Raw genomic sequence first — 22,809 nt, forward strand, 5'->3', positions numbered from 1 at the left:
GTCTTCCTCATTCCCTCATCTACTCTTTAAAGAAAGCGATGCGCTTTTAATACTCCGGAACTGAAGGATCGATTTCTCGACTCCAAGCGGTAATTCCGCCTTTAACATTCGTCCCGACAATCCCGGCTTCCTTGAGAATGGCTAGGGCTTTTGCCGATCGCCCGCCCATTTTACAATGAGCAATTAAACGATGACCGTTTAATATTTCCTTCACCTTAGCAACACCATTGCCATTTTCAATGTCTGGTAAGGGCACCAACACTGAACCTGGAATCTTGGCAATATCGTACTCATGGGGGTTGCGGACATCCAGCAGTACAAAATCCTTTGCACCGCTATCTAACAACTCCTTCAAATCCTTGACGGTCATTTCTTGACTTTCCATCTGCTGTTTTGCCTCCTCTGCCTTAGCTTGTGGAATCCCGCAGAATTCTTCGTAATCTATCAGCTTTTCAATTACTGGGCGAATCGGGTTCGGACGCAGTTTCAACTCCCGAAATTTCATATCCAAGGCGTTGTATAGCAGCAATCGCCCGCTGAGAGTGTTCCCTTGTCCCAGAATGATTTTAACAGCTTCGGTCGCCTGGATTAAACCAATAATTCCTGGCAAAATTCCCAATACACCACCTTCTGCACAAGAAGGAACCATTCCTGGTGGTGGTGGTTCTGGGAAAAGGTCACGATAATTCGGGCCACCTTCGTAATTAAATACAGTAGCTTGCCCTTCAAAGCGTAAAATTGAACCGTAGACGTTGGGCTTATTCAGCAATACGCAGGCATCGTTAACTAGATATCTGGTGGGGAAGTTATCAGTACCATCCACAACGATATCGTAAGGTTGAATCAGCTCTAGGGCGTTTTCGGAAGTCAGACGAGTTTCGTATAAATCAACCTGACAATAGGGGTTAATCTCGTGAATGCGGTTTTTCGCCGATTCAATTTTGGGTTTACCCACCCAGGATGTCCCGTGAATTACTTGGCGTTGCAGATTAGAAGTATCGACAACATCAAAATCGACAATTCCGATGCGTCCAATACCCGCCGCCGCCAAATATAAAAGTAGTGGTGAACCGAGTCCACCTGTACCGATACACATTACACTAGCGGCTTTCAGGCGCTTCTGTCCTTCTAGCCCTACTTCCGGTAAAATCAGGTGTCGGGAGTAGCGTTCGTAATCGTCTTTGGTCAACTGGATTTCGTCCAGATTGGGATTGAGCATAACAGTTATGATGTGAGAAAGCGGAATATTAATCCTATCGAAAAACTGGATCTTATATAGAGATAGGAGTGGGAAAGACGAATTTTCATCTGTGGTGGCGGCTAAAACCGCTACGAGTGACTATCTTTAAACTAAGTCAGTTATTTTATATTTTCAATTTCCTCTATTTGAAACTGATGAGTATCATCAAGGCTCCAACTTTTGAGTTCTCCAGCTTTGCCGTTTTGGACGGAAACTATTATATACGAGTATCCCTGCCAAGCGTATAGGCGATCGCATTCTGAAGGGATAGCAGGATGATCTGGATGAGAGTGAAAAATGCCGATAATGTTCAGTGAGCGATCGCGTGCTTCCCTTTGTGTTTTTAACATAACTTCGGGTGCGATCGTATATTGCCGTCTTTTACTTTCTGTTGTGCGTTCTCCTGGAAATTCAGCAGCCGCTTCTGTATTCCAAGCATTTTCTGTTGGCATGACTTCTACCACAGTTTTGCCCTCATTTGCCAGATAGCCCAAAATTATACCACAGCACTCATCTGGGTAGGTGCTTTCGGCATGGGTGCGGATAGTTTGCAAGTGTTCTTGGCTAAGTTGAATCATGTCTGCGTTTGTAATTTTAGCAACTTCTAACAATTCTTGCTGAATGCGTATGCTAGCAAAAACCGCAGGCGTTTGCGATCGCGCAGCGTTCCGCAGGAAAGCTTGCCGTACCCCTCCGGGGAAGCAAGCTACGCGTAGCGTCTGTCTGCGACACGCTGCGCGATCGCAGAGAAGGTATCGCAGCACAAAAAAGAACATATATATTATGTATTTTGTATCACTCCTCAAAAGTTTTACCTACTGAGTTATGCCTTATAGAACCCATTTGAGATCTTTTTGCTAGCTAGCAGCTAATCGTTTGAGCATCAATCGGATAAAACAAAGTTTGAGCTTGGCATTGGCACGAGCGAGTGTCCGGTCAAAGTTTTTGACTAAACTTTTACATCGCTCTACCCAAGCATTGGATCTCTCTATCACCCATCTCGCAGACACCGGAACAAATCCGGATTGACATGCAGGCTTCCTTTTCAGCTTTTGATGGCTTGGCAGAGAGTTCAAATTGGATTTTGGTCATGATCTGGGGATAAATTTGCTCCAAGGCCGGGATAATTTTTTCAGGATGATAGCCATGATCTACCAAGATAGTTGTTTTGGGCAATTCCAGTGGAATAGAATTGGAAATAATCGATATTTTGTGAGAGCATTTCAATCAACCCCTGGTCATCAGATACGTTGGCGGTGGTGCAGTGAGTGAAGAAAGGGAAACCCAATATATCCACTGCTAGATGTCTTTTAATCCCGTTGGTCGCTTTGTAAAAACAAAACCCTTTCGACTCAACACTGGCATTACAAGTATTTTTGACCGCTTGTGAATCAATCAGGATCAGGGTTGTCCACTGTGGGTTTTTTTTACTTTTTTACGCACTCCCTCATGTAAATTAGCCATAATTGAGTCCAGGACGCCATCTTCACACCACTGCTTGTAATGCCAGAACACAGTAGAATAGGGCGGCAAATCTCTGGGTAAGTCTGCCCAGTTGCAACCATTCTTAAGTTGATAAAATATCCCGTTCAATATTTGCCTCTTTGTCCACACAGGAGGTCTTGTTTTCTTCTTGGTCGGCAATAACGGCTCGATAATTTCCCATTCCAAGTCTGTCACGTCGCTTGAATATCCCATTTTTCGCCCTGACCTGATTCTATTCCACTGTTTCTGCCGATTTTACTTGTTCACCTCAAAGATCTCAAATGGGTTCTATAGTGATGTTAGTAATACCGAGGGAATCACTTCGACTTTTGATGCCACTACTAACAGTGGCTCGATTACGCTAGGCAATAATCGAGTTAGCTACAAGAATCTCGAAGGATTAAATATTATAGGTACATTCCGCCCTGACAATATTGTGGGGAGCAACGGCAACGATACGCTCTCCGGGGGCTATGGTTATAACAATTATTCATTTTATCATGAACTTTCAGATAACGATACCCTTTATGGAGGAGATGGTACTGATACCTTTTTTTTCCATAGTATTAATAATAATGAAGAAGGTATCGATCGCGTTTATGACTTTAATGCGACTAATGAATTAATTCAAGTATCGGCTGCTGGTTTTGGTGGCGGGTTATCAGTAGGTTCACTTAAGACAAACCAGTTTACCCTCGGAACATCTGCAACAACAAGCAATCAAAGATTTATCTATGACTTCACTACAGGTGCACTGTATTTTGACTCTGATGGTAGTGCGGGTGTAGAGACCTTGTCATTACCAACATTTTTCAAGAGACTGGGTTGAAAAATCGATAGCCCAGCACATATCCATTAATCGACACCATCCGCGCCATAGAGTTTGCCAACCAGGAAGCCCATCACTTTTACGACCAAGAAAACCACCCAAACGAGCAACGCACTTCCAAAACTCACCTAAAGTTAAATCATCACAGAGCAGACCAAGACGAGCAACCAGAATATTTAGCATCATCGGAGGTACAAAATTTTGAGCAGGCAATAACGGATTACTGCGACTAAGTTCACGTAACTGTAACAATCTCACTGCAACAACTGCAAAAAAACCAAGCAATGTGACTAAACCATTGGCTGACTCCAATTGACGCTTTTCTATTGCACAACCAACCACTTTTCAGGCATTTATGATATTCTTCAATCAGCCAACGGCAACTGTACCAGTCGATTTGGATGAAAGCAGAGTTCTTATCTGTTACAGGTATACTCGTAAATAGAATCCACGTCCATTTCACCCGACTCTTCCCAAACACGTATACACCAGCCATCAATCGGCTGTTGTTTTCTTTCACTACCCGTTGTAGGTGGTTGAATTGTTAGGGCTGACCAAGCAACTTGTAAATCCACACAACGTTTAGGTTCACCATTGCGACCACGTAGCACGAGCGTCTTGGTTGACATTGGTGACAAGGCACGAGCGAAAGCTTTGAGGTATCCTTTTGTACCGTCTGGTTTAGTAATTACACGATTTTGAGTTACCCGCAGTAAGCAGTGCCAGCGTAGTCCAATCACACGTCGGATATATGAAAAAATATCACTGCCTCTGTCTCCAACACTTACCCACATTGAATCTAGCTGTGGAGCTTCTCCGATTGATTCGACCATCTGCGACCAAATTTCACCCTCACTTTCGCTTCTGAGTAATTCCTGTGAAATGTTCTCGATTTTTTGGTTCTGGCTATCACTGCCACGTACCCAAGGTATTTGTCCTGCCAGTCCCAATATCTCTGGGTTTCCTGGTACTGGTACTACTGCCAAGCAATTGTGCAGCATAATTCCTCGCCCTTTCCCATCGCCTATATGTCCTAACCCCTTGATATTTCGCGCTGATGTGTAGTCTAGTTCTGATGTGTCTTGGATAAATAGGACGACTGAGCCTGAGCTATTTTTAGCGATCGCTTTTGTTGCTGTTGTATGGGGCTTAATCAACTCACTGTGAGTCACCTCTTCTTCTGCAAATAGTCTGTAGGCTGCTCTGACTTCATTCCAACCTGACATAATATTTGGCAGACTTGCTTCGGGGTTGGCGGCAATTGCTGCTCCCACTGCGATCGCTCTATCTGTACGACGACTATCCCCTAATTCGGTATCTCCCCATTGCTCAACTGCCCAAGCATTGAGGTTTCTGAAATTTTTCAACTTCATACTCTGACTCTATTACACCTCTACCTCACTTTAAAATATGTTGGTAATGACAAGGTGTAGAGACTCAGGTACAATTTGCACAATTATCTCCTGGCTTGACACTAACCGAAAACAATTTTATGGTTGTCTAATTTTTTTTATTAGCGCTCTGGCATCAGTCTGGATAAAGCTTGCGAGGCGTTCTTTTCAACACCTCGCATACGATTGATCGATACAATTACTTTTAACAGAGAGGATGTGTTAGGTTTTATTCCTTAACTTTTGGCATAGGTACGGATGGTTTGCAGTATTCTTGGTTAAGTCAATTTATGTCTGCGTTGATAATTTTGATAACCTATAGCGATTCTTGCACAGATATATATTGGTAGGCGATCGCTCTCATCGTAGTATAAGTTAACCAAGGCGTAGGCTAGTAAAAACCGTAGGCGATCGCAGCCTTCAAAAATAAAAATATGTATTTTTTATCACTTTTTAAAATATTTACCTACTAGGTTTTACTTTCTTATTGCCTAGACACAGAAGAATATGAAGAATATACAAAGCTCAATACTTGTGTATAGATTTTTCAGCCAATAATGTGAAGAGTATGCAAAGATGAGTATTTAAGTATAAACATCTAAGTATGATATTGACTGTGTAGTTCTTTTGAGGTTCTTGAGATGTTCTCTATTTTCAAACTAGACACCCACGGATAACAGCCTACAAGGAAGGCATCAAAATCTTTTTCCCGATTAAGAGTCAACTGTTGATTATTTTATATTCTAGTAAGACTTAGGCGCTGGCAAAAAAATAAATATGAAGAAAGAATTTTAGGTATTGAAGCTGAATTTTTTGGTACTTAAAAGAGTAATTTTTACTCAAAAAGGATGAAAAAAACCTGAAATGACTAGTTTTCGCAAATTCACACGCTAATTAATTTGTACAGTGCTTACAGCGGTTTTCAGTTGAGTAGACTACAAAGATAATAAACTAGAGAGGCAGTAAAAATACTCATGTAACTTATGCCTGCTGCCTATTCAACTGATCTACGCCAACGTGTGATAGAGGCTTATAAAGCGAATGAAGGTTCGCAACGACAACTCGCCGACCGTTTCAAAGTAAGCTTGTCGTTTGTTCAACGGTTGATACGTCGCCATAGAACCACTGGGCAAGTAGCTCCCAAGCCTCATCGAGGTGGAGCGATCGCCAAAATAACAGTTGAGAGTTTACCAATAGTGCAGCAGTTAGTAAATGAACAGCCAGATGCTTTATTGGCAGAATTATGCGAGCGCTTCGTGGAACGAAGTGGATTAACAGTCAGCGTACCAACCATGCACCGCGCAGTTCATCGCTTAGGATTGACCACTAAAAAAAACGCTATATGCTAGTGAGCAAGATAGCCCACGAGTCGAACGGATGCGTTTTGAATATCGAGATTGGGTACTGGGCGTTGATCCACACAATTTGGTGTATGTAGATGAGTCTGGTCTTAACTTGGGGATGACGCGACTTTATGGACGTGCTTCTAGTGGTCGACGGTTGTATGATTCTTGTCCTCGGGATCGAGGACAAAACATATCCTTAATCGGGGCACTGAGTTTGGATGGACTGATTGCTACGATGAGCATTTCAGGTAGTGTCAACACCGATGTATTTCTGACCTATGTTCAGGAGATTTTAGCACCTCAATTGTGGGCGGGAGCCGTTGTAGTGATGGATAATTTGTCAGTGCATCATGCACAGGTGATTCAAGACGTAATTGAATCTGTGGGTGCAAAAGTTGTATTTTTGCCTCCTTATTCACCTGATTTGTCCCCCATCGAATTATGCTGGTCAAAACTGAAGCAGTGTTTGCGTACCGCAAAAGCTCGAACCCACCAAGCTCTTAACCAAATTTTAACCGAGATTGTTACTAAGCAAATCTCATCTGATGATGCTTGGGGCTGGTTCGCTCATTGTGGTCTATTCATATGAAAACCGCTGTAAGACTTGAATAGTTTGAGACTATCAAAAAAGTATACGTAAAAACCTTGGAATCGGGGAAATTTTCGAGAAATTTACTGTTCCTCAAGGGTGACGTATAAAGTGTGTAGATTTCGGTGAATTTTTGCGCCCTTAACAGCACAATCTGCAAATTGACAACTGAAGTTACTGAAAAAATCGATTTAGAAAGGTAAAAGTTATGGCAGATATTATTGGAACTAACGGTGATGATACCCTACAGGGTACTTATAGTGACGCGGATACGATTAAGGGTCTTGCAGGCAACGATACCATATATCCTAACGGTGGCAAAGACACCTTAACTGGTGGAGGCGGCAACGATAAATTCGTCTACTACTACTACAACTACACCAACAACAACAACAACAACAATACTACGATAATCACCGATTTTGGTGGTGTAGGTAAAGGGACAAACCCAACAGCAGCAGTCACTACCGAAGTGGATACCCTAGAATTCCAGGGCGATGGTGCCATAGCCCAAAATTTGTTGTTGACCGAAAAAGGCAAGAATCTGGAAATCAGCTTTGCAGGGGATGCTTATATAACGAGGTTTTTTGATGTCCCAGTTATCCTGCAAAACTTTGCTCTGGAAAACCTCGATAACCTCAGCAAATCTACAGGTGCCACTGTAGACTTGGGCAATATCCTATTTGAGGGAGAAACTAGCACTATAGATAGCTTTGATGTCTTCAATGCTAACTCTACTCAAAGCACTATCTTCAACTTGAATACAGTCACTTTTCTTAACGACCTCAACAATAATGTTAGCGGCTTTGATAACTCAAATGATGTCATCAATGGTCAGGGCGGGGATGACCTCATTGACGGCTTAAGTGGCAACGACATACTCAGAGGTGGTGCGGGTAATGACTTCCTCATTGGTGGTGTCGGGAATGATATTCTCATTGGTGGTGTCGGGAATGACTCCCTCACAGGCAATGATACTCTCGTTGGTGGTGCGGGCAATGATATCTTGAATGTCGAATTTTCAACAGGCGATAACACCCTCAACGGTGGGGTTGGTGACGATGTTTTGGATGCTGGGGCAACATCTGGCAATAACTTACTCTCTGGGGGCGATGGCAATGATTATCTCTCTACCTCTAACGTTTATAGTAGCGTCAGCGGATACATCTATTATCCCTCCTCAAGCAATAATACCCTCGATGGTGGCGCTGGTGATGACACCTTGAATGCCGAGTCTCCATCAGGCAATAACTTACTCTCTGGGGGAGATGGCAATGATTCTCTCTCCACTTCCGGCATTTTTACTTATAGAGGAGAGCCTAATTTTAGCTCATCAGGCAATAACACACTCAATGGTGGTGCTGGTGACGATACCTTGAATGCTGGCAATTCAACAGGCAATAACTTGCTCTCTGGAGGCGATGGCAATGATTCTCTCTCCATTTCTGGCGATCTTATCTCCTATAGCGGTCAAGACTTCTATAACCCTTCTTCAGGCAATAACACCCTCAACGGTGGCGCTGGTGACGATACATTGCGTGTTGAGTATTACACAGGGAATAACTTTTTCTCTGGGGGCGATGGCAATGATTCCTTCTATCTAGACTTCACAATTTTAGATACTCTCTTCTCTGATTTAGTGACTCAAACGATAGACGGAGGTAAGGATGACGATTTGTTGTCAGTCGATTACAGCTATACTTCTGGGGGAATCACAACGACGTTCAATGCGACCACAAATAAGGGGGAAATTACGGTAGGTACTTATCGAGTTAATTATAAGAATATCGAACGATTAAATATCTTAGGTACAGCCTACGACGACAACATTGTTGGCAATGATGGGAACGATACGCTCTACACTGGTTCTGGTGGCAAAGATACGATCGATGGGGGAGCAGGTGACGATGTATTGTTCGTCGATTACAGCAATGCTACAGTGGGAATCACAACGACGTTCAATGCGGCCACAAATAAAGGAGAAATTACGGCGGGGACATATCGGATTGACTACAAGAATATCGAACAATTAAATATTTTAGGTACAGCCTACAGCGACAACATTGTTGGCAATGATGGAAACGATACGCTTTCCACTGGTTCTGGTGGCAAAGATACGATCGATGGAGGCCAGGGTGACGATGTGTTGTCTGTCGATTACAGCAATGACAACAGTGTTTCTGGGGGGATTACAACGACATTCAATGCCTCTACCAACATTGGAGCAATTACGGCAGGCACGAATCGGGTTAGCTACAAAAATATTGAGCGATTAAATATCTCAGGTACATATCACAATGACAACATTGTTGGTAATAGTGGTAATGATACGCTCTTTGGGGGCTATGGTGGAAATGATACGATTATTGGCGGTGTCGGTAATGATATCCTGACAGGTGGGAGTGGTGACGACACCCTAACTGGTGGCACGGGCAATGATAAATTTGTTTACAACTTCAACGACAGCTACTACTCTAACGACACTAACACTGATATTATCACCGATTTCGGTGGTGTAGGTAAAGGCTCAAATCCGTCTGCGGCAGTGATTGCCTCCTCAGACACCTTGCAATTTACAGGTGGTGTATTCGCTACAGGTAGTATCTTCACTGCTCAAAATCTGCAATTAACTCAAAATGGTAGCAACTTAGAAATCACCTTTGAAAATGTCCCTAATAGCAAAGTCATTCTCCAAAACTTCAAATTAGAAAATCTGGATAATCTGCCAGCAACTTCTTCACAACCAGCTATTGGAAATATCCTGTTTGATGGACAAACCAGCATCACCGACAGTTTTGATGTGTTTGATGCCAATTCCATTCAAACTACCCTTTTCAACAGAAACACTGTTACCTTCCTCAATGACCTCGACAATAACATTACGGGTTTTGATAACTCTAATGATGTAATCAATGGTCAAGGGGGTGACGACATCATCGACGGGTTGAGTGGTAATGACCTGCTCAGAGGTGGTGTAGGAAATGATATTCTCATTGGCGGTGTGGGAAATGATACTCTCATTACCACTACAGGCAATGACACTCTTGACGGTGGTACTGGTGACGATACCTTGAATGCTAGCGGTTCAATAGCCGATAACTTGCTCTCTGGAAGTGATGGCAATGATTCTCTTGACATCTCTGGCTTTTTTAAGGTTTCTGGCTCAGTTTTCCCCAGCAACTCCTACGGCTCTCGCTCCTTGGGGAATAACACCCTAGAAGGAGGTGTAGGTGACGATACCTTGAGTGCTGGTGGTTCAAAAGGCGATAATCTGCTTTCTGGTGGTAACGGCAATGATACTCTTTACCTTATTGGCTCTTACAGCTACAGCTACGGCGATTCTAACGACTCACGATCGGAGGGCAATAACACCCTAGACGGAGGTGGGGGGGACGATCGCTTGAGAGCTGGTGGTTTAACAGGTGATAACCTGCTCTCTGGAGGCGATGGCAATGATGAGCTTGATCTTTCTGGTAACTACTACAGCTACAACTCCAGTGATTTCAACGACTCTCGCTCGTCTGGTAATAACACCCTCAACGGAGGTGCAGGAAATGATCGCTTGGATACTGGCAGTTCAACAGGCGATAACCTGCTATCTGGGGATGATGGTAATGATACTCTTACAGCCTATGACGCCTCTGGTAAAAATATCCTCACAGGTGGCAATGGCAATGACTTTCTCATAGGTGGCAATGGTAATGATAGTCTAATTGGAGGAGCTGGTACTGATACCTTTGCTTTCAATAGTTACAACCAAGGTGTTGATACTATTTATGACTTCAATGCTACTAATGAACTGATTCAGGTATCGACTTATGATTTTGGTGGCGGGTTGTCAACGCCTTCACTTCAAACAAGTCAGTTTACTATCGGAACATCTGCAACAACAAGCAATCAACGATTTATCTATGACGATATTACAGGTGCGCTATATTTTGACCTTGATGGCAGTGCAAGTACATTTACTCAGGTAAAATTTGCCCAATTATCTGCTGGACTGTCACTAACTGAAAAGAACTTTGTATTAGTTTAATCGTAATTAATCATTCTCTGCTCATTAAGCGACACAGGTTGCGAGGTGCTTTTGTAAGTACCTCTCATTCGATTACTCTATGTAATTACTTCTAGCAGAGAGTAGATGTTGGGTTTTGTTTCTCAACTTTTGATATGAGTGCGGATGGTTTGCAAGTGTTATTGCCTAAATTTAATTATGTCTGCGTTTGTAATTTTAATAGCCTATAGTGCAATACTACTCGGTTAAGGCTAAAAAATAAAAATTTATAGATTGGGGAGCCACTGCGCCCTTGCGGTTCCCCGACTTGAAGCACGTGGCGTTTGAGGAACGAAACCCAACATTTTGAGGGGTTTGTTGGGTTTCGCTTGGCTCAACCCAACCTACGAATATTCATTAACCGAGCAGTATTAGCCTATAGTGGGCGTTGCTGAATTAAGGGATGACTTTTGTGGGATGGGCATCCTGCCATTGGTGTCAACTTAACGTGAAAGCCAGCCTAGAAAAGGCTTTTAGATATTGTCTCGTTCCCAGTCTGAGACTGGGAATGCGTGTCCTTGAGGCTTTGCCTCAAGACTTGCGGCAGAGCCGCAATTGAAGAGCATTTCCAGCCAGAGGCTGGAAACGAGATTTGAAAAGAGTTTTAGCTTAAGTTGACACCAATGGCATCCTGCCCGCCCGAAAATACAAGGGACGGGCTTTTGTCCCACCTCACAAAAATAGTAAAATCATCCCGGAAATATGCAACGCCCTATAGTGAATACCGTCATGGGTAGGCGAGCATTTACCGCAGGTATCGCAACTCATTAGGCTTAAAGTAGTAACAACAACTTTTTTGCGGAATTGCGATCGCAAGACGATGAATGTTCTAATCAATTTACTGCTTTTTTTGCTGCCGATTCTGAGTAGCTTTTGGATTGCCCAAACTTTCAACCCTCTATCTTCTTATCAGCCTCTCCAAGCTGTAGACGGGGCAGCTTTATATAAAAAACAATTAACCAATGGAAACGAAGCTTATTTACAAGTTATCGAACTGGGCAAAATGCACATAGACCAAATTATCGGAGAGGTAGATAATATGGGTCTAAATGAAGGTAAGTATTATCAAGGAGAAGGTGGGCATTACAGCCCTTTTTTCCAAAATAAGTTGTTTTCTGAAGTGACAGACGAATATCAAAAACTTTATACAAACAACGTTTTTTCGATGATTAATTGTTCTTTCTTTGAACAATACCAATCTAGTACTCAATTATCCTTTCCGATTAAACTTAATGGTGTAGTCATCACTGGCGGCAGTAGCCCTTATGGGCCAATCAAAAAACCAAAAGATAAATATTATCGTAATATTCGCCTCAAAACCTTAGTCTGGGATGATAAGCAGGCATACATTACCGATTACAACCAAGCTAGCGGTGCGCCTCTTAATCAAAAAGCAGTGAAGAATGCGATTGTCACTTACCGATATAGCGATCATCCGGCGAAAGTCTTAGCCCAAAATCAAGCGAATAAGTATCAAGTCATCGGTACTCTGAACAAAGATGGTGTTAAAGGTGACGAGTTGTTGTTGATGATGACGGTGAATCAAGCAACTCTGGATAAGGCAGCCGATTTATTACGTAAATTAGGAGTCAAAAGCGATATCATTACTGTTGATGGTGGCAGATCGACTTATTTATTCAATTCCCAGAAGGGAAACATTATTGTTCCCCAACTGTCTAATCTGCAAGAAAATCCTACTTTCCGAGATTTACCTCATTATCTAGGATTCCGTAAGAAAAGCAAAAATCAGATTGCGCCAAAAATCTCGATCGCTCAACCAGCTGGTAAAGTACTTCCAAAGAAAGATCAGCCTTTTTTAATATTGTGGCGGGATAATTTTGACGGCGATGTCTCGATTAAGTTGTACGATGGGAACAAACTTATCCAAAACATTTCTTCCCGTACTGCTAGCGATGGAGTTTATGAGTGGAAACCACGTATTTCCGTAAAAGAAGGCTATTTTATTCGTATTTCTAGCTGGAAAGACCGGAATATTTTCGGGCAGTTGCAATTGTAGCGGAATGGGAAAATGAAATGGATAACTAGCTAAACGCAAACCTCTCAACAAGGTTGACGGTGTGGCCGCGATCGCAATTGTTATCGTTTCTCACAGTAAACAACTAGCTTTGGGCGTGCGGGAACTCGCCGCGCAGATGGTTCAAGGCCAAGTTCCCATTGCTGTTGCAGCAGGTATTGAAGATCCTGAAAATCCATTGGGTACCGATCCGATTCAGGTTTATGAGGCGATCGCTTCTGTTTTTTCTGATGATGGTGTCTTGGTATTAATGGATTTGGGTAGTGCTTTGCTGAGTGCCGAAATGGCAATCGAGTTTTTGCCAGAAGCACAACAGGAAAAAGTGTATTTGTGTGAAGCACCTCTAGTAGAAGGTGCGATCGCTGCTGTGGTGGCGGCGGCGGCTGGTAGAGATATTCACCAAGTTATGGCGGAAGCACGCGGCGCACTCCTCGCCAAAGCAACTCAATTGGGTGTAAGTAGTCCGTTATCAGTTGTCAGCCCAACAACAACCAATACAGAATCCCCAACGCGAGAAATCCGGCTGATTGTCAGCAATCGCTTAGGATTACACGCCCGCCCCGCAGCCCAATTTGTAGCCACCGCAGCCCGGTTTCAATCCCAAATTCTGGTGCGGAATTTAACCAGAAATACTGAGTTAGTTAGGGGTGACAGTATTAACCAAGTTACAACTTTAGGGGTGCGTCAAGGACACGAACTGCTGATTACTGCTACCGGTTCTGATGCAGATGAAGCGCTGGATGCATTACAGGCATTATTTGCAAATAACTTTGGTGAAGATAATGTTGTTTTGAGTTCTCCATTACCATTTCACCATGAAGCTACTCCAGCAACTCACGGCGAACTTTCGGGGATTGCAGCTTCTCCAGGAGTAGCGATCGCACCTGTTGTTCATTATCAACCCACTCACATCAAAATCACAGAATATCACGTAGACGATCCCGATCCAGAGTGGCAAAGATTACAGGGAGCAATTAATACTGCCCGACAAGAAATTCAAGCAGTTTTCTCACAAGCATCTCTGCAAATTGGCGACGCTGAAGCTGCCATTTTCGATGCCCAATTACTGTTTTTAGAAGATCCAGTACTGTTGGAAGCGGCTCATCAGCGTATTTTAGACAACCATATAAATGCTGAAGCAGCTTGGCAAGCTGTAGTCGATGAAGTCGCGACTTCCTACCGCGCACTTGAGGATTCTTATCTGCAAGAGCGAGTTGACGATGTTGTAGATGTTGGGCAAAGAGTGCTGCGATTACTGGCTGGGAATGCCCCTGCGAACCTGCATCTTGAGTCACCTGCAATTTTGGTGGCGACTGATTTAACCCCCTCGGATACGGCGGGACTAGATCCGACAAAGGTGTTAGGTATTTGTACAACTTCAGGTAGTGCCACCTCCCACAGTGCAATTATCGCCCGGACGTTGGGTATTCCAGCAGTTTTGGGAGTGGATGCCCAGGTGTTGCACTTGGCTGATGGTACAATGATGGCACTTGATGGTGAAAGTGGCAGAGCTTGGGTAGAACCAGAATCAGATATCCTGGATTTACTGGCAGCAAAACAATCAGCTTGGCAAACTGCCCAACAAGAAGCACGAGCTACGGCACATCAGCCAGCGATTACTCGTGATGGTCGGCAAGTTAGCGTCTTCGCCAATATTGGTAGTATAAATGATGTGCAAGTTGCTGTGGCTAGCGGTGCAGAAGGGGTGGGACTACTCCGCACAGAGTTTCTGTATTTAGATAGGACAAGCGCCCCGACTGAAGAAGAACAATTAGCAGTGTATCAGGCGATCGCCCAAGTTTTAGATAATCGTCCCCTAATTATTCGTACCCTCGATGTCGGTGGTGATAAGCCGCTTCCCTATATAAAAGTAGGGTTAAGAGAAGCTAACCCTTTTTTGGGTTGGCGGGGAATTCGTTTCTGTTTAGATCGTCCAGAACTCTTCAAAACTCAGTTACGGGCAATTTTGAGAGCTAGTGTCGGACACCAAATTAAGATCATGTTGCCGATGATTGCTACTGTAACTGAAGTCCGTGCAGCTAAGGTAATTTTGGGCGAAGTGCAAGCTGAACTAAATCAAGCTGGTATCGCATTTGATGCAGCAATGAAAGTAGGAATTATGGTAGAGGTTCCCTCAGCAGTAGCGATCGCCGATCGGTTAGCTGCTGAAGTAGACTTCTTTAGTATAGGCACTAACGATCTGAGTCAGTACATCATGGCTAGCGATCGCACTAATCCCAGCGTGGCAAATTTAGTTGATGCACTACATCCAGCCATATTGCGAATGGTGCAGCAAACTGTCCAAGCTGCCCATGCGGCGGGGATTTCGGTAGGATTATGTGGAGAATTGGCAGCAGATACTTTAGCAACACCAATTTTATTAGGTTTAGGGTTGGATGAATTGAGCGTAAATCCCCAAAGTATACCTGGAGTGAAGCAGGCGATCGCTCGGTTAAGTATAGTTGAAAGTGAAGCGATCGTGGCATCAGCATTACAACAAGATTCCGCAGAGCATGTTAGAGAACTAATCTCAACTTCAATTACCCCACCTGCATAATCAGTTTTATGCTCTACGGTGTACACACAAGCGCTAAAAACCTAGCTTGATAAGACTTTCCTCGTTCCCAGTCTCCGACTGGGAATGCATTCATTGAGTCTCTGACTCAATGCCAGATTGGAGGCAGAGCCTCAACGAGGGGCATTCCCATACAGAGCATGGGAACGAGACAAAACGAGACAAACGAGATAAACGAGAGAAGAATGGAAAATCAAACTTTTTTTGACTTGTGTGTACACCGTAGGACTGCGGGGAGGGGAGACAAAGCATAGCTTTGGCGGGGTGGGGTTCTTCAGGTTTAATAAATAATTAAGCGGACATGATATCAGTCAATGCAATGCCATTGTTAGTCGATGCAATGCCATTGTTAGTCAATGCAATGCCATTGTCAGTCGATGCAATCGTATTGTCAGTCGATGCAATGCCATTGTTAGTCAATGCAATGCCATTGTCAGTCAATGCAATGCCATTGTCAGTCGATGCAATGCCATTGCAGGTCAAGAAACTTGTGTACACCGTAGCCCGAAGAGCCGGGAGGGGAGACAAAGCATAGCTTTGGTGGGGGTGGGGTTCTTCAGGTTTAATAAATAATTAAGCGGACATGAATATTAATTAAAATCTTATTCCCAATTGCCCGTTAAAGCCGCGAATAGAATTGTAACCAGCGCCAACAAAAACGTTATTAGTAGCGCCTACCTGAACGCCACCTGAAACTGCAACGCCTTTATCTTCCGAATAAAGTCCAATTCCTACATAAGGTGAAATTACAGGCAAATTAATAAATTTTAAAACATCTACTCCTGTAGCACCATCAGCGCCAGTTCCCACTTCAACCCCAAAATTCAAAGCCCTAGCTCCGACAGCATAAGTTATGTCACCATCTTTTCCACCGACTGAAACCCAAGGTTGCGGTATCAGTTGAGCCGATGCTTGACTTGGGGCAAACAAAGTTAATAAACCTATAGATGTAATTAATGTTTTAGCAATAATCGCTATTTTCACGTTATTCTCCAATTAATTGTTTTTAGGACTGATACCAATTCTTTATGAAGACGCATAAAAAGAACCTCAGTGCCTTGGCATCTCCCTTTGGTAATACTATTTCACTTTCAGGTTGATACAAATAGGCGGCAGGGGAGCAGCACTTCGGCTCTCTTCCCTCCGGGACGCTACGCGTAGCTTGCTTCTTGCCTTTAGGGAGTAGTACGAATTACAAATTGGTATTATTATCTCAACAATTTGCTAAACTCCAACTTCGTGGAAAGCAAATAAAAACAATTTGAATATTGGGAATTTGGAGGGGGTTGCAGAGTGGCTGATGAACGCATAGTCAATACACAACAGATTTATCCAAAGGATTTTTCCTGGGGATTATGGCCTGTTGTGCCACTCTACCCCTACGGTAGGCGGCAGACAATTCGTCAAGAAGTGCTTAAGGACACAATCTGGAATTTTGACCAGATTCAAGGTATTTTCTACGTTGTTGTGCCGATTCGCATGACTGTTGTAAAGTTGGAAACTGGGGGTCTTCTCGTTTATGCGCCTGTTGCACCAACCCCAGAGTGCATCAGACTTGTGAATGAGTTGGTGGTGAAATATGGCGACATTAAGTACATCATTCTGCCAACTATCTCTGGTATAGAACACAAAGTCTTCGTTGGCCCCTTTGCGAGATACTTTCCGACTGCACAGGTGTTTGTCGCTCCCCATCAGTGGAGTTTTCCGCTAAATCTCCCCCTTAGTTGGCTTGGCTTACCTCCAAAACGAACTCAAGTACTTCCAGAAGATAGCAGCAAAACCCCCTTTGCTGATGAGTTTGATTATGCAATGCTGGGCCCCATTGGTCTTGGGCCTGGTAGGTTTGCGGAAGTTGCTTTTTTCCACAAGCGATCGCATACTCTTTTAATCACGGATTCTGTGCTTTCGATTCCAGAAGATCCACCTGCGATCGTTCTATTAGATTCATATCCTTTATTATTCCATGCCAAGGATTATGCTTCTGATATTGTTGTAGATAATCAGGCAAATCGCCGTAAGGGTTGGCAGCGTATCTGTCTGTTTGCTTTGTACTTTCAACCAAGGGCATTAGATATACGCCAATGGAGTCAGGTGTTACGAGATTCCTTGAAAGCCCCAGAACGCTCAAAGAAAGCTTATTTTGGATTGTATCCCTTTAAATGGCAGTCAGATTGGCAGCGATCGTTTGATGCCCTGCGAGGTGGTGGGCGTTTGTTTGTCGCACCAATTTTACAGACGCTAATTCTCAACCGCGCCCCGAAGGAAACCATTGAGTGGGCTGATAAAGTTGCGAGTTGGGACTTCCAGTGGATTATTCCTTGCCATTTTGATTCACCGATTAAAGCCGAACCATATCAGTTTCGCCAAGCTTTCTCTTTTTTGGAAAAACAACCTGCTGTCAGTAGGGGTTTGTTCAGCAGTAGCAGCTATCGTTTACCAGAGGAAGATTTTAAAACACTTAGAGAAATCGATGCAGGTTTAAATAAGTTTGGGATTGTGCCAGCAGCCAAAGAGAAAGTGTAGGAGAGACGATATAGCGCAATACAGTTCAGATAAACCCAAAACCCTGATGATGTAGAGACGCGGTTTATCGCGTCTTGAAAGACCAATTATCCTTAACTGAATCATACTGCAATATAACGCCCTCCTTGGGATGCAGGTAACACAGCTAACTGTGCTACCAAAGCTATGTATCTGTATCAGATGTTTCGTGGAATGGTATAAGTGCTGGAAATATGATTAACCATCGATATTTGTTATCCGGTCAATCAAAGAGGGTGCGCTTGAAACGTCGCCTTGTGCCAGTGGCATTTTCGAGGTACCATGCAGTCGTGGGTCGGGCACAGGAGGTTGCGGTTCTGGGCCTAGTGGTTGGGGATTTTCCACATACTCGAATTCGCCTTTGCCATCCATTGAGGGGCCTTTTGCCCAACGACCTTCGGCACTTTCCGTGCCTTCTGAGTGATTCCAGAACTGATAGGCAAACTCGCGTTTCTCCAATTCCAACGGGAAGGAACTGGCAACTGGAGTGGTTTCCAATCCAGAGCTTTCTAAATCCTCAATGGTTGCTAGCCACAAGTTTTGGTGCATCGTATCACGGGCGATCATAAAGCTCAAGGTATCTTTCACTCCTGGATCGTCCGTCATTTCATACAGTCGCACTGCCTGCAAACGTCCCTGACTTTCAGCGTGGAGATTAGACCGGAAATCTGCCAACAGGTTGCCACTGGAGACAATAAAGCGACCGTTCCAAGGATAGCCGACGCTATCAGATGGCGTTGCACCCAAACCAGAGACAATGGCGTGTTGAGGGTTCGTCGCCGCCGCCATAATTACATCCCGTGGATTACTACCGCCCATTACAGCACCCACAACCGCATCTTTGACACTTTCTTCTTGCATTTTCAGCGGCGCTTTATCTAGAAGATGGGCAATCATCGTTGCCAGCATCTCAATGTGACCGATTTCCTCAGTTCCAACATCAAGCAGCATATCCCGGTACTTGGCTGGACCTCGACAGTTCCAACCCTGAAACAGATACTGCATCATCACGGTCATTTCACCAAAAGTACCGCCGATGAGTTCTTGAATTTTCATTGCGTAGACTGCATCTGGTTTTTCTGGCGGCTTAAAATACTGGAGTTTCTTATTGTGATAAAACATTTGAATTCCTCGTTAATTGCAGGGCTGCTTACACAAAATCAATACAGTTGCCAAACTTTTATCCGATTTTGTGTAGCCTCTCCTTATCTAGGAAACTAATCAAATGTTTTATCTTCATCAGCCTCTAGTCAGATAAAAAAAATACTTTTAAATAAGTATTTTGACTAGGCTTTCTTATTTATAGTTCTGTCTAAGAATGGATTTCAGAAAGCTTTACTTACTCTCAAGAAAGGCATAGCCAAATTGTAGAGGTTGTCCAGAGTAAAGCCGAGACTTCCGTTGCCTGGGGTCAATAGTCCAAAAACATAAACTTTTGACCAAATAATATCATGTCCGCATAATTAATTTATGCGGACATGATATAGCGCTTTGGCTTACCCAATTATGCAAATTCATATCTAGCAAGCTTTTTGCTTTTTCCTAATGTCGAACTCGCGTTAACTCGATCTGATCTGTAGTTAATTTGAGCTAGGCTACAGTTCCAATTGCAGATAACTTGACCTAAAAACAGTCTTGTTAGCCAGAGCAATGCATTTATGTTTGCTAGCTCCTACAGGTAACGGCTGTTCGTAGCCTGCTCAAAAGGTTCTACGGTCGTCGCTCCGAGCGTCGTTGCAGACGAGGTGCGGCTGGTAAATCCCAGTCCGAACCTTGCGCCTCCATAGTCGTGCGAGGTTTGGCTCGCTCTCATCCAAGTCAACGATCGCCACCATAGGTTCACCTTGCTGTGGGCATTGCCCAAGCCATTCCCCACGAGGTGAAATCAAACCCGACGGTGCGCCTTCATTTTGCGCGGGCGCGGCATAGCTGACCCAGTAGCTGTTCGTCGCCGCGAGTGCCTGCGCCTGGATAGCAAACATCCCCCTGTTATTCAGCGTGCCCGGGCCTGCGGTCGAGAACAGAACACAATCGACATTGAGCCGCTCGTACTCGCTAAATACTTCTGCGAACTGACATTCCATGCCAACCGAACACCCGAACCGCAGACCGTCAATCTGGAATGTGACCGGGAGCGAGCCTGGTGTGTACATGAAGGCCAGCTTGGTTTTCGACAGCATCCGCTCGTCGTATCGCGTCACTACCTCGCCTCGATCCGAGATGACGTACAAGCTGTTATGCGGACGGTGCGGTGGTGTCAAGCGATGCAGTGAGCCGAGAATGACCCAGAGCCGCAGCTCTTGCGCCAAAGCAGCCGTCTGATTCAACTCCTGTTGGAGAACGTCCCATTGAACCCGATCCCAGTCTGCTGGGCCAACCTTTTCGGGCCCATCGATGGACATGATGCGCTTATGCGGAGAGCAGGTGGCTCCCTCTGGGAAATGCACGAGCCTCGCGTCCGCTTCATGCGCCTTGCACATCAGGTGTCGTATCTCGCGTCCGCTCTCGCGCAGTTGAACGCTATTGCTAGGATTTTCGCGGAGTGTGGTTTGCGCTACCGCCATCCGTAGACGTTTCGGTTCCAGCATCGCTGTCGAACTCACGTTAATTTATATTCTGGAAAAAGACTTGATTTATTTTGTTTATCATTTTAATGAATATTACAATTATCTAACTCATATCGCTATCTATATAATTGTCCAATTCAGATGTTGTAATCACCCGAACCGGATTGCAACTACTCTTAACGTTTAATCCCCTTAAACCGTTCTTGCGCCGCTTGAAATGCTTCTTGCATCACTAACTGAATTTTCTGGGGATCGGGTTTCTTACCTCCCATTAGATCGCCAAAGTAAACGCAGGCAGCTTCCCCTAGTGCCCAAGTATAGGCGGCTGCCCAAGAAGCGGCGATCGCACTCCCAAAACCTGGTATAAATTTAATTAATTCTCTGGCAATTGCCTGTGCTAAAAAACCTCCTGCGATCGCACTCACAACGCCTCCCGCCTGAGATGGAGTAACTGTCTGCCCATATAATTTACCCAACAGTCCCACCATTGATACTTGCAAGGCAGTCAGTACGGGCATTGTAGCAAATGGTAGAGGTACGGCAGCCAGAGTTGCAGACACGATCGCAAATGGCAAAATATAACGGCGGGCAGTATCTCGGTAAAGGTTGCCAATTTGTTTGCCAACTTCTTCTCGATCTAATAGCTGATAAATCGCTTGGGCTTCTGCTTTTGGGAGTAGTTCTGCTAAAGAATCTCGCAGTGCTTCTAAGCCATAAAATACTTGAGTGTAGCCATCTTCTTCTAAGGTAAAGTCAATCAGTACAGAGCGAATCTCCTTCGGAGAGGCTTCGCCAACGCTTATTCCTGCAAAGGCTTGTTGCATTGCGGCAAATGCGCGGTTGACTTCCTGATAATCTGGCGGATAGGTGGGATGATCGACGGTATCGCCAGGATAAACTTCGTGCAAGCAGGTAACTACCAACAAACAGGGAATGTCTGGATACTTCTGGCGCAGTTGTTGAGCAATTTGTCGTAGAGTATCAGTTGCAAAATCATTAATTTTGACAGTCAAAAGTAGGATTCTGGCGGAACGAGTTTCCTGTTGTAAATCGCCAACTAACTCTTGAATAATTGCTTGAGTATCTTGTTTGACATCACCCAGCCCCACCGTATCAGTAAAAATAAGTAATGGCACCTCATTTGAAGGATAGGCATAGCGTTGGGTGTGTTGTGTGTGTGGGCGAAATCCTTGACCGACAATTTCAGCAGAAACTCCTGTCAATCCTCTGACAATAGAACTTTTTCCGGCTTGAGGTTTACCAATTAAAAGGGCTTCTGTAGTTGGCAGTTCGGCTCGGATTTTCTCTAAAATCTCTGCAACCTGAGTATCGCTCACATTAAACCATTCGACAACTGTCTGTGCCACTTGTTCTCCGGGCAAAAGTTGCGTTAGACGTGTTGTTGCTTTGTTCCAGACACCAGCAATCCGATTTTTCCAGGAATTATCAACCGATTTGGTAGTCGCTTCATCGGTCGGTTCGCTCAATTGCTGAGAATCAGTAGATGGTAAATCAGCATCACGTTGCTCAGTCATTTTCATCCAAATCTAGAAGACCCTTTTTGTCATCTTATAGCGATTCTCAAAGGGATAACTAGTATCTTTAGTAGTGTTCTTGGGCGATCGCGTTTCGATTGACAATGCGATTGTTTCGACTAACAATGCCATTGCATCGGCTAACAATGCGATTGCATCGACTAACAATGCGATTGCATCGGCTAACAATGCGATTGCATCGGCTAACAATGCGATTGCATCGGCTAACAATGCGATTGCATCGACTAACAATGCGATTGCATCGGCTAACAATGCGATTGCATCGACTAACAATGCGATTAATCTTTCAAGACGCGATAAATCGCGTCTCTACAATCTGGGTTTTGTCTTACTCTAGCTAACGCTTCCTCTCCAGGAATGGGTGAAACTGCACCGCTACGAACTTCATCTCTACGCTTTTTGGCTTCGTCTGTCCGCAGTGTTTGAAGTGTTTCGTCTACATCAAATTCAAGACTTTCAACCAGCTTTTATGCCAACAATGCTCTCGCTGCACTGGGCAAAGTTAAGGCTTCTTTAATCTGCTCAACAGATGCCATAATTTCTAAAAGCATAAGGGCTATTCAGAGTCTAGCAGGAAAGCAGTAGACATCGTACAACACTA

Annotated in this window: 20 protein-coding genes and 1 pseudogene; 8 read left to right on the plus strand and 13 right to left on the minus strand. The window is 44.1% G+C overall.

The window, feature by feature from the left end; all coding sequences use genetic code 11:
* Positions 1-46 precede the first annotated feature (46 nt).
* The 5 genes from moeB to ACR5KR_RS01555 all read right to left on the minus strand — a co-directional run bounded on the left by moeB (position 47) and on the right by ACR5KR_RS01555 (position 2,938).
* The gene (gene moeB / locus ACR5KR_RS01535) at positions 47-1,219 is read right to left on the minus strand and encodes a molybdopterin-synthase adenylyltransferase MoeB (protein ID WP_445628069.1); all 1,173 of its coding nucleotides are present in this window, start codon (positions 1,217-1,219) and stop codon (positions 47-49) included.
* 140 nt (positions 1,220-1,359) lie between these two features.
* Positions 1,360-1,818: a Mov34/MPN/PAD-1 family protein gene (locus tag ACR5KR_RS01540; protein ID WP_448270048.1), complete on the minus strand. Its 459-nt coding sequence runs from the start codon at positions 1,816-1,818 to the stop codon at positions 1,360-1,362.
* 279 nt (positions 1,819-2,097) lie between these two features.
* Positions 2,098-2,250, minus strand: coding sequence for a hypothetical protein (locus ACR5KR_RS01545; RefSeq protein ID WP_448265190.1), 153 nt, complete (start codon positions 2,248-2,250; stop codon positions 2,098-2,100).
* A 122-nt stretch (positions 2,251-2,372) separates the two neighbouring features.
* On the minus strand, positions 2,373-2,645 hold the full coding sequence (locus tag ACR5KR_RS01550) for a transposase (RefSeq protein WP_448270050.1): 273 nt from the start codon (positions 2,643-2,645) through the stop codon (positions 2,373-2,375).
* On the minus strand, positions 2,642-2,938 hold the full coding sequence (locus ACR5KR_RS01555) for a transposase (protein WP_448265191.1): 297 nt from the start codon (positions 2,936-2,938) through the stop codon (positions 2,642-2,644). The genes ACR5KR_RS01550 and ACR5KR_RS01555 overlap by 4 nt, the downstream gene beginning before the upstream one ends.
* 46 nt (positions 2,939-2,984) lie before the next feature.
* Here ACR5KR_RS01555 and ACR5KR_RS01560 point away from each other — a divergent pair, with 46 nt between their 5' ends.
* Positions 2,985-3,554, plus strand: coding sequence for a hypothetical protein (locus ACR5KR_RS01560; RefSeq protein ID WP_448265192.1), 570 nt, complete (start codon positions 2,985-2,987; stop codon positions 3,552-3,554).
* On the opposite strand, the gene ACR5KR_RS01565 is transcribed toward ACR5KR_RS01560, so the two are convergent.
* Both ACR5KR_RS01565 and ACR5KR_RS01570 read right to left on the minus strand, forming a co-directional pair.
* Positions 3,525-3,896 (minus strand): IS4 family transposase, encoded by a 372-nt coding sequence (locus ACR5KR_RS01565; RefSeq protein WP_448265193.1) that lies wholly within the window; start codon positions 3,894-3,896, stop codon positions 3,525-3,527. The two genes, ACR5KR_RS01560 and ACR5KR_RS01565, sit on opposite strands and share 30 nt — an antisense overlap.
* 74 nt (positions 3,897-3,970) lie before the next feature.
* Positions 3,971-4,927 (minus strand): IS4/Tn5 family transposase DNA-binding protein, encoded by a 957-nt coding sequence (locus tag ACR5KR_RS01570; RefSeq protein ID WP_445631003.1) that lies wholly within the window; start codon positions 4,925-4,927, stop codon positions 3,971-3,973.
* Positions 4,928-5,928: 1,001 nt separating this feature from the next.
* Here ACR5KR_RS01570 and ACR5KR_RS01575 point away from each other — a divergent pair.
* The 6 genes from ACR5KR_RS01575 (at position 5,929) to ACR5KR_RS01600 (ending at position 16,079) form a co-directional block, all read left to right on the plus strand.
* On the plus strand, positions 5,929-6,294 hold the full coding sequence (locus tag ACR5KR_RS01575) for a helix-turn-helix domain-containing protein (RefSeq protein ID WP_448265194.1): 366 nt from the start codon (positions 5,929-5,931) through the stop codon (positions 6,292-6,294).
* A 28-nt stretch (positions 6,295-6,322) separates the two neighbouring features.
* The gene (locus ACR5KR_RS01580) at positions 6,323-6,880 is read left to right on the plus strand and encodes an IS630 family transposase (RefSeq protein WP_448265195.1); all 558 of its coding nucleotides are present in this window, start codon (positions 6,323-6,325) and stop codon (positions 6,878-6,880) included.
* Between the two features lie 208 nt (positions 6,881-7,088).
* Positions 7,089-10,916 carry a beta strand repeat-containing protein gene (locus ACR5KR_RS01585; protein WP_448265196.1) on the plus strand — a complete coding sequence of 1,276 codons (3,828 nt, stop codon included), beginning with the start codon at positions 7,089-7,091 and terminating at the stop codon, positions 10,914-10,916.
* Between the two features lie 838 nt (positions 10,917-11,754).
* Positions 11,755-12,951, plus strand: coding sequence for a hypothetical protein (locus ACR5KR_RS01590; protein WP_448265197.1), 1,197 nt, complete (start codon positions 11,755-11,757; stop codon positions 12,949-12,951).
* A gap of 61 nt (positions 12,952-13,012) precedes the next feature.
* Complete coding sequence (gene ptsP / locus ACR5KR_RS01595) at positions 13,013-15,526, plus strand: phosphoenolpyruvate--protein phosphotransferase (RefSeq protein ID WP_448265198.1); 2,514 nt, start codon at positions 13,013-13,015, stop codon at positions 15,524-15,526.
* Between the two features lie 319 nt (positions 15,527-15,845).
* Positions 15,846-16,079, plus strand: coding sequence for a hypothetical protein (locus ACR5KR_RS01600; protein WP_448265199.1), 234 nt, complete (start codon positions 15,846-15,848; stop codon positions 16,077-16,079).
* A gap of 59 nt (positions 16,080-16,138) precedes the next feature.
* Here the strand turns inward: ACR5KR_RS01600 and ACR5KR_RS01605 are convergent, their stop codons facing one another.
* The gene (locus ACR5KR_RS01605) at positions 16,139-16,528 is read right to left on the minus strand and encodes a hypothetical protein (protein ID WP_322710766.1); all 390 of its coding nucleotides are present in this window, start codon (positions 16,526-16,528) and stop codon (positions 16,139-16,141) included.
* Positions 16,529-16,837: 309 nt separating this feature from the next.
* Here ACR5KR_RS01605 and ACR5KR_RS01610 point away from each other — a divergent pair, with 309 nt between their 5' ends.
* Positions 16,838-18,067, plus strand: coding sequence for a DUF4336 domain-containing protein (locus ACR5KR_RS01610; protein WP_448265200.1), 1,230 nt, complete (start codon positions 16,838-16,840; stop codon positions 18,065-18,067).
* A 216-nt stretch (positions 18,068-18,283) separates the two neighbouring features.
* Here the strand turns inward: ACR5KR_RS01610 and ACR5KR_RS01615 are convergent, their stop codons facing one another.
* The 5 genes and pseudogenes from ACR5KR_RS01615 to ACR5KR_RS01635 all read right to left on the minus strand — a co-directional run bounded on the left by ACR5KR_RS01615 (position 18,284) and on the right by ACR5KR_RS01635 (position 22,744).
* A complete protein-coding gene (locus ACR5KR_RS01615) occupies positions 18,284-19,207 on the minus strand; it encodes a manganese catalase family protein (RefSeq protein ID WP_448265201.1) in 924 nt (307 codons plus the stop codon).
* A gap of 578 nt (positions 19,208-19,785) precedes the next feature.
* Positions 19,786-20,673: a carbon-nitrogen hydrolase family protein gene (locus tag ACR5KR_RS01620; protein WP_448265202.1), complete on the minus strand. Its 888-nt coding sequence runs from the start codon at positions 20,671-20,673 to the stop codon at positions 19,786-19,788.
* Positions 20,674-20,828: 155 nt separating this feature from the next.
* Entirely contained in the window at positions 20,829-22,187 is a 1,359-nt protein-coding gene (locus tag ACR5KR_RS01625) for a GTPase family protein (RefSeq protein WP_445628057.1), read from the minus strand.
* Positions 22,188-22,199: 12 nt separating this feature from the next.
* Positions 22,200-22,481: a hypothetical protein gene (locus tag ACR5KR_RS01630; protein WP_448265203.1), complete on the minus strand. Its 282-nt coding sequence runs from the start codon at positions 22,479-22,481 to the stop codon at positions 22,200-22,202.
* 5 nt (positions 22,482-22,486) lie between these two features.
* A pseudogene (locus ACR5KR_RS01635) lies at positions 22,487-22,744 on the minus strand (addiction module protein).
* Positions 22,745-22,809: the final 65 nt, after the last annotated feature.

It is taken from the genome of Nostoc sp. DSM 114159, assembly GCF_053470285.1.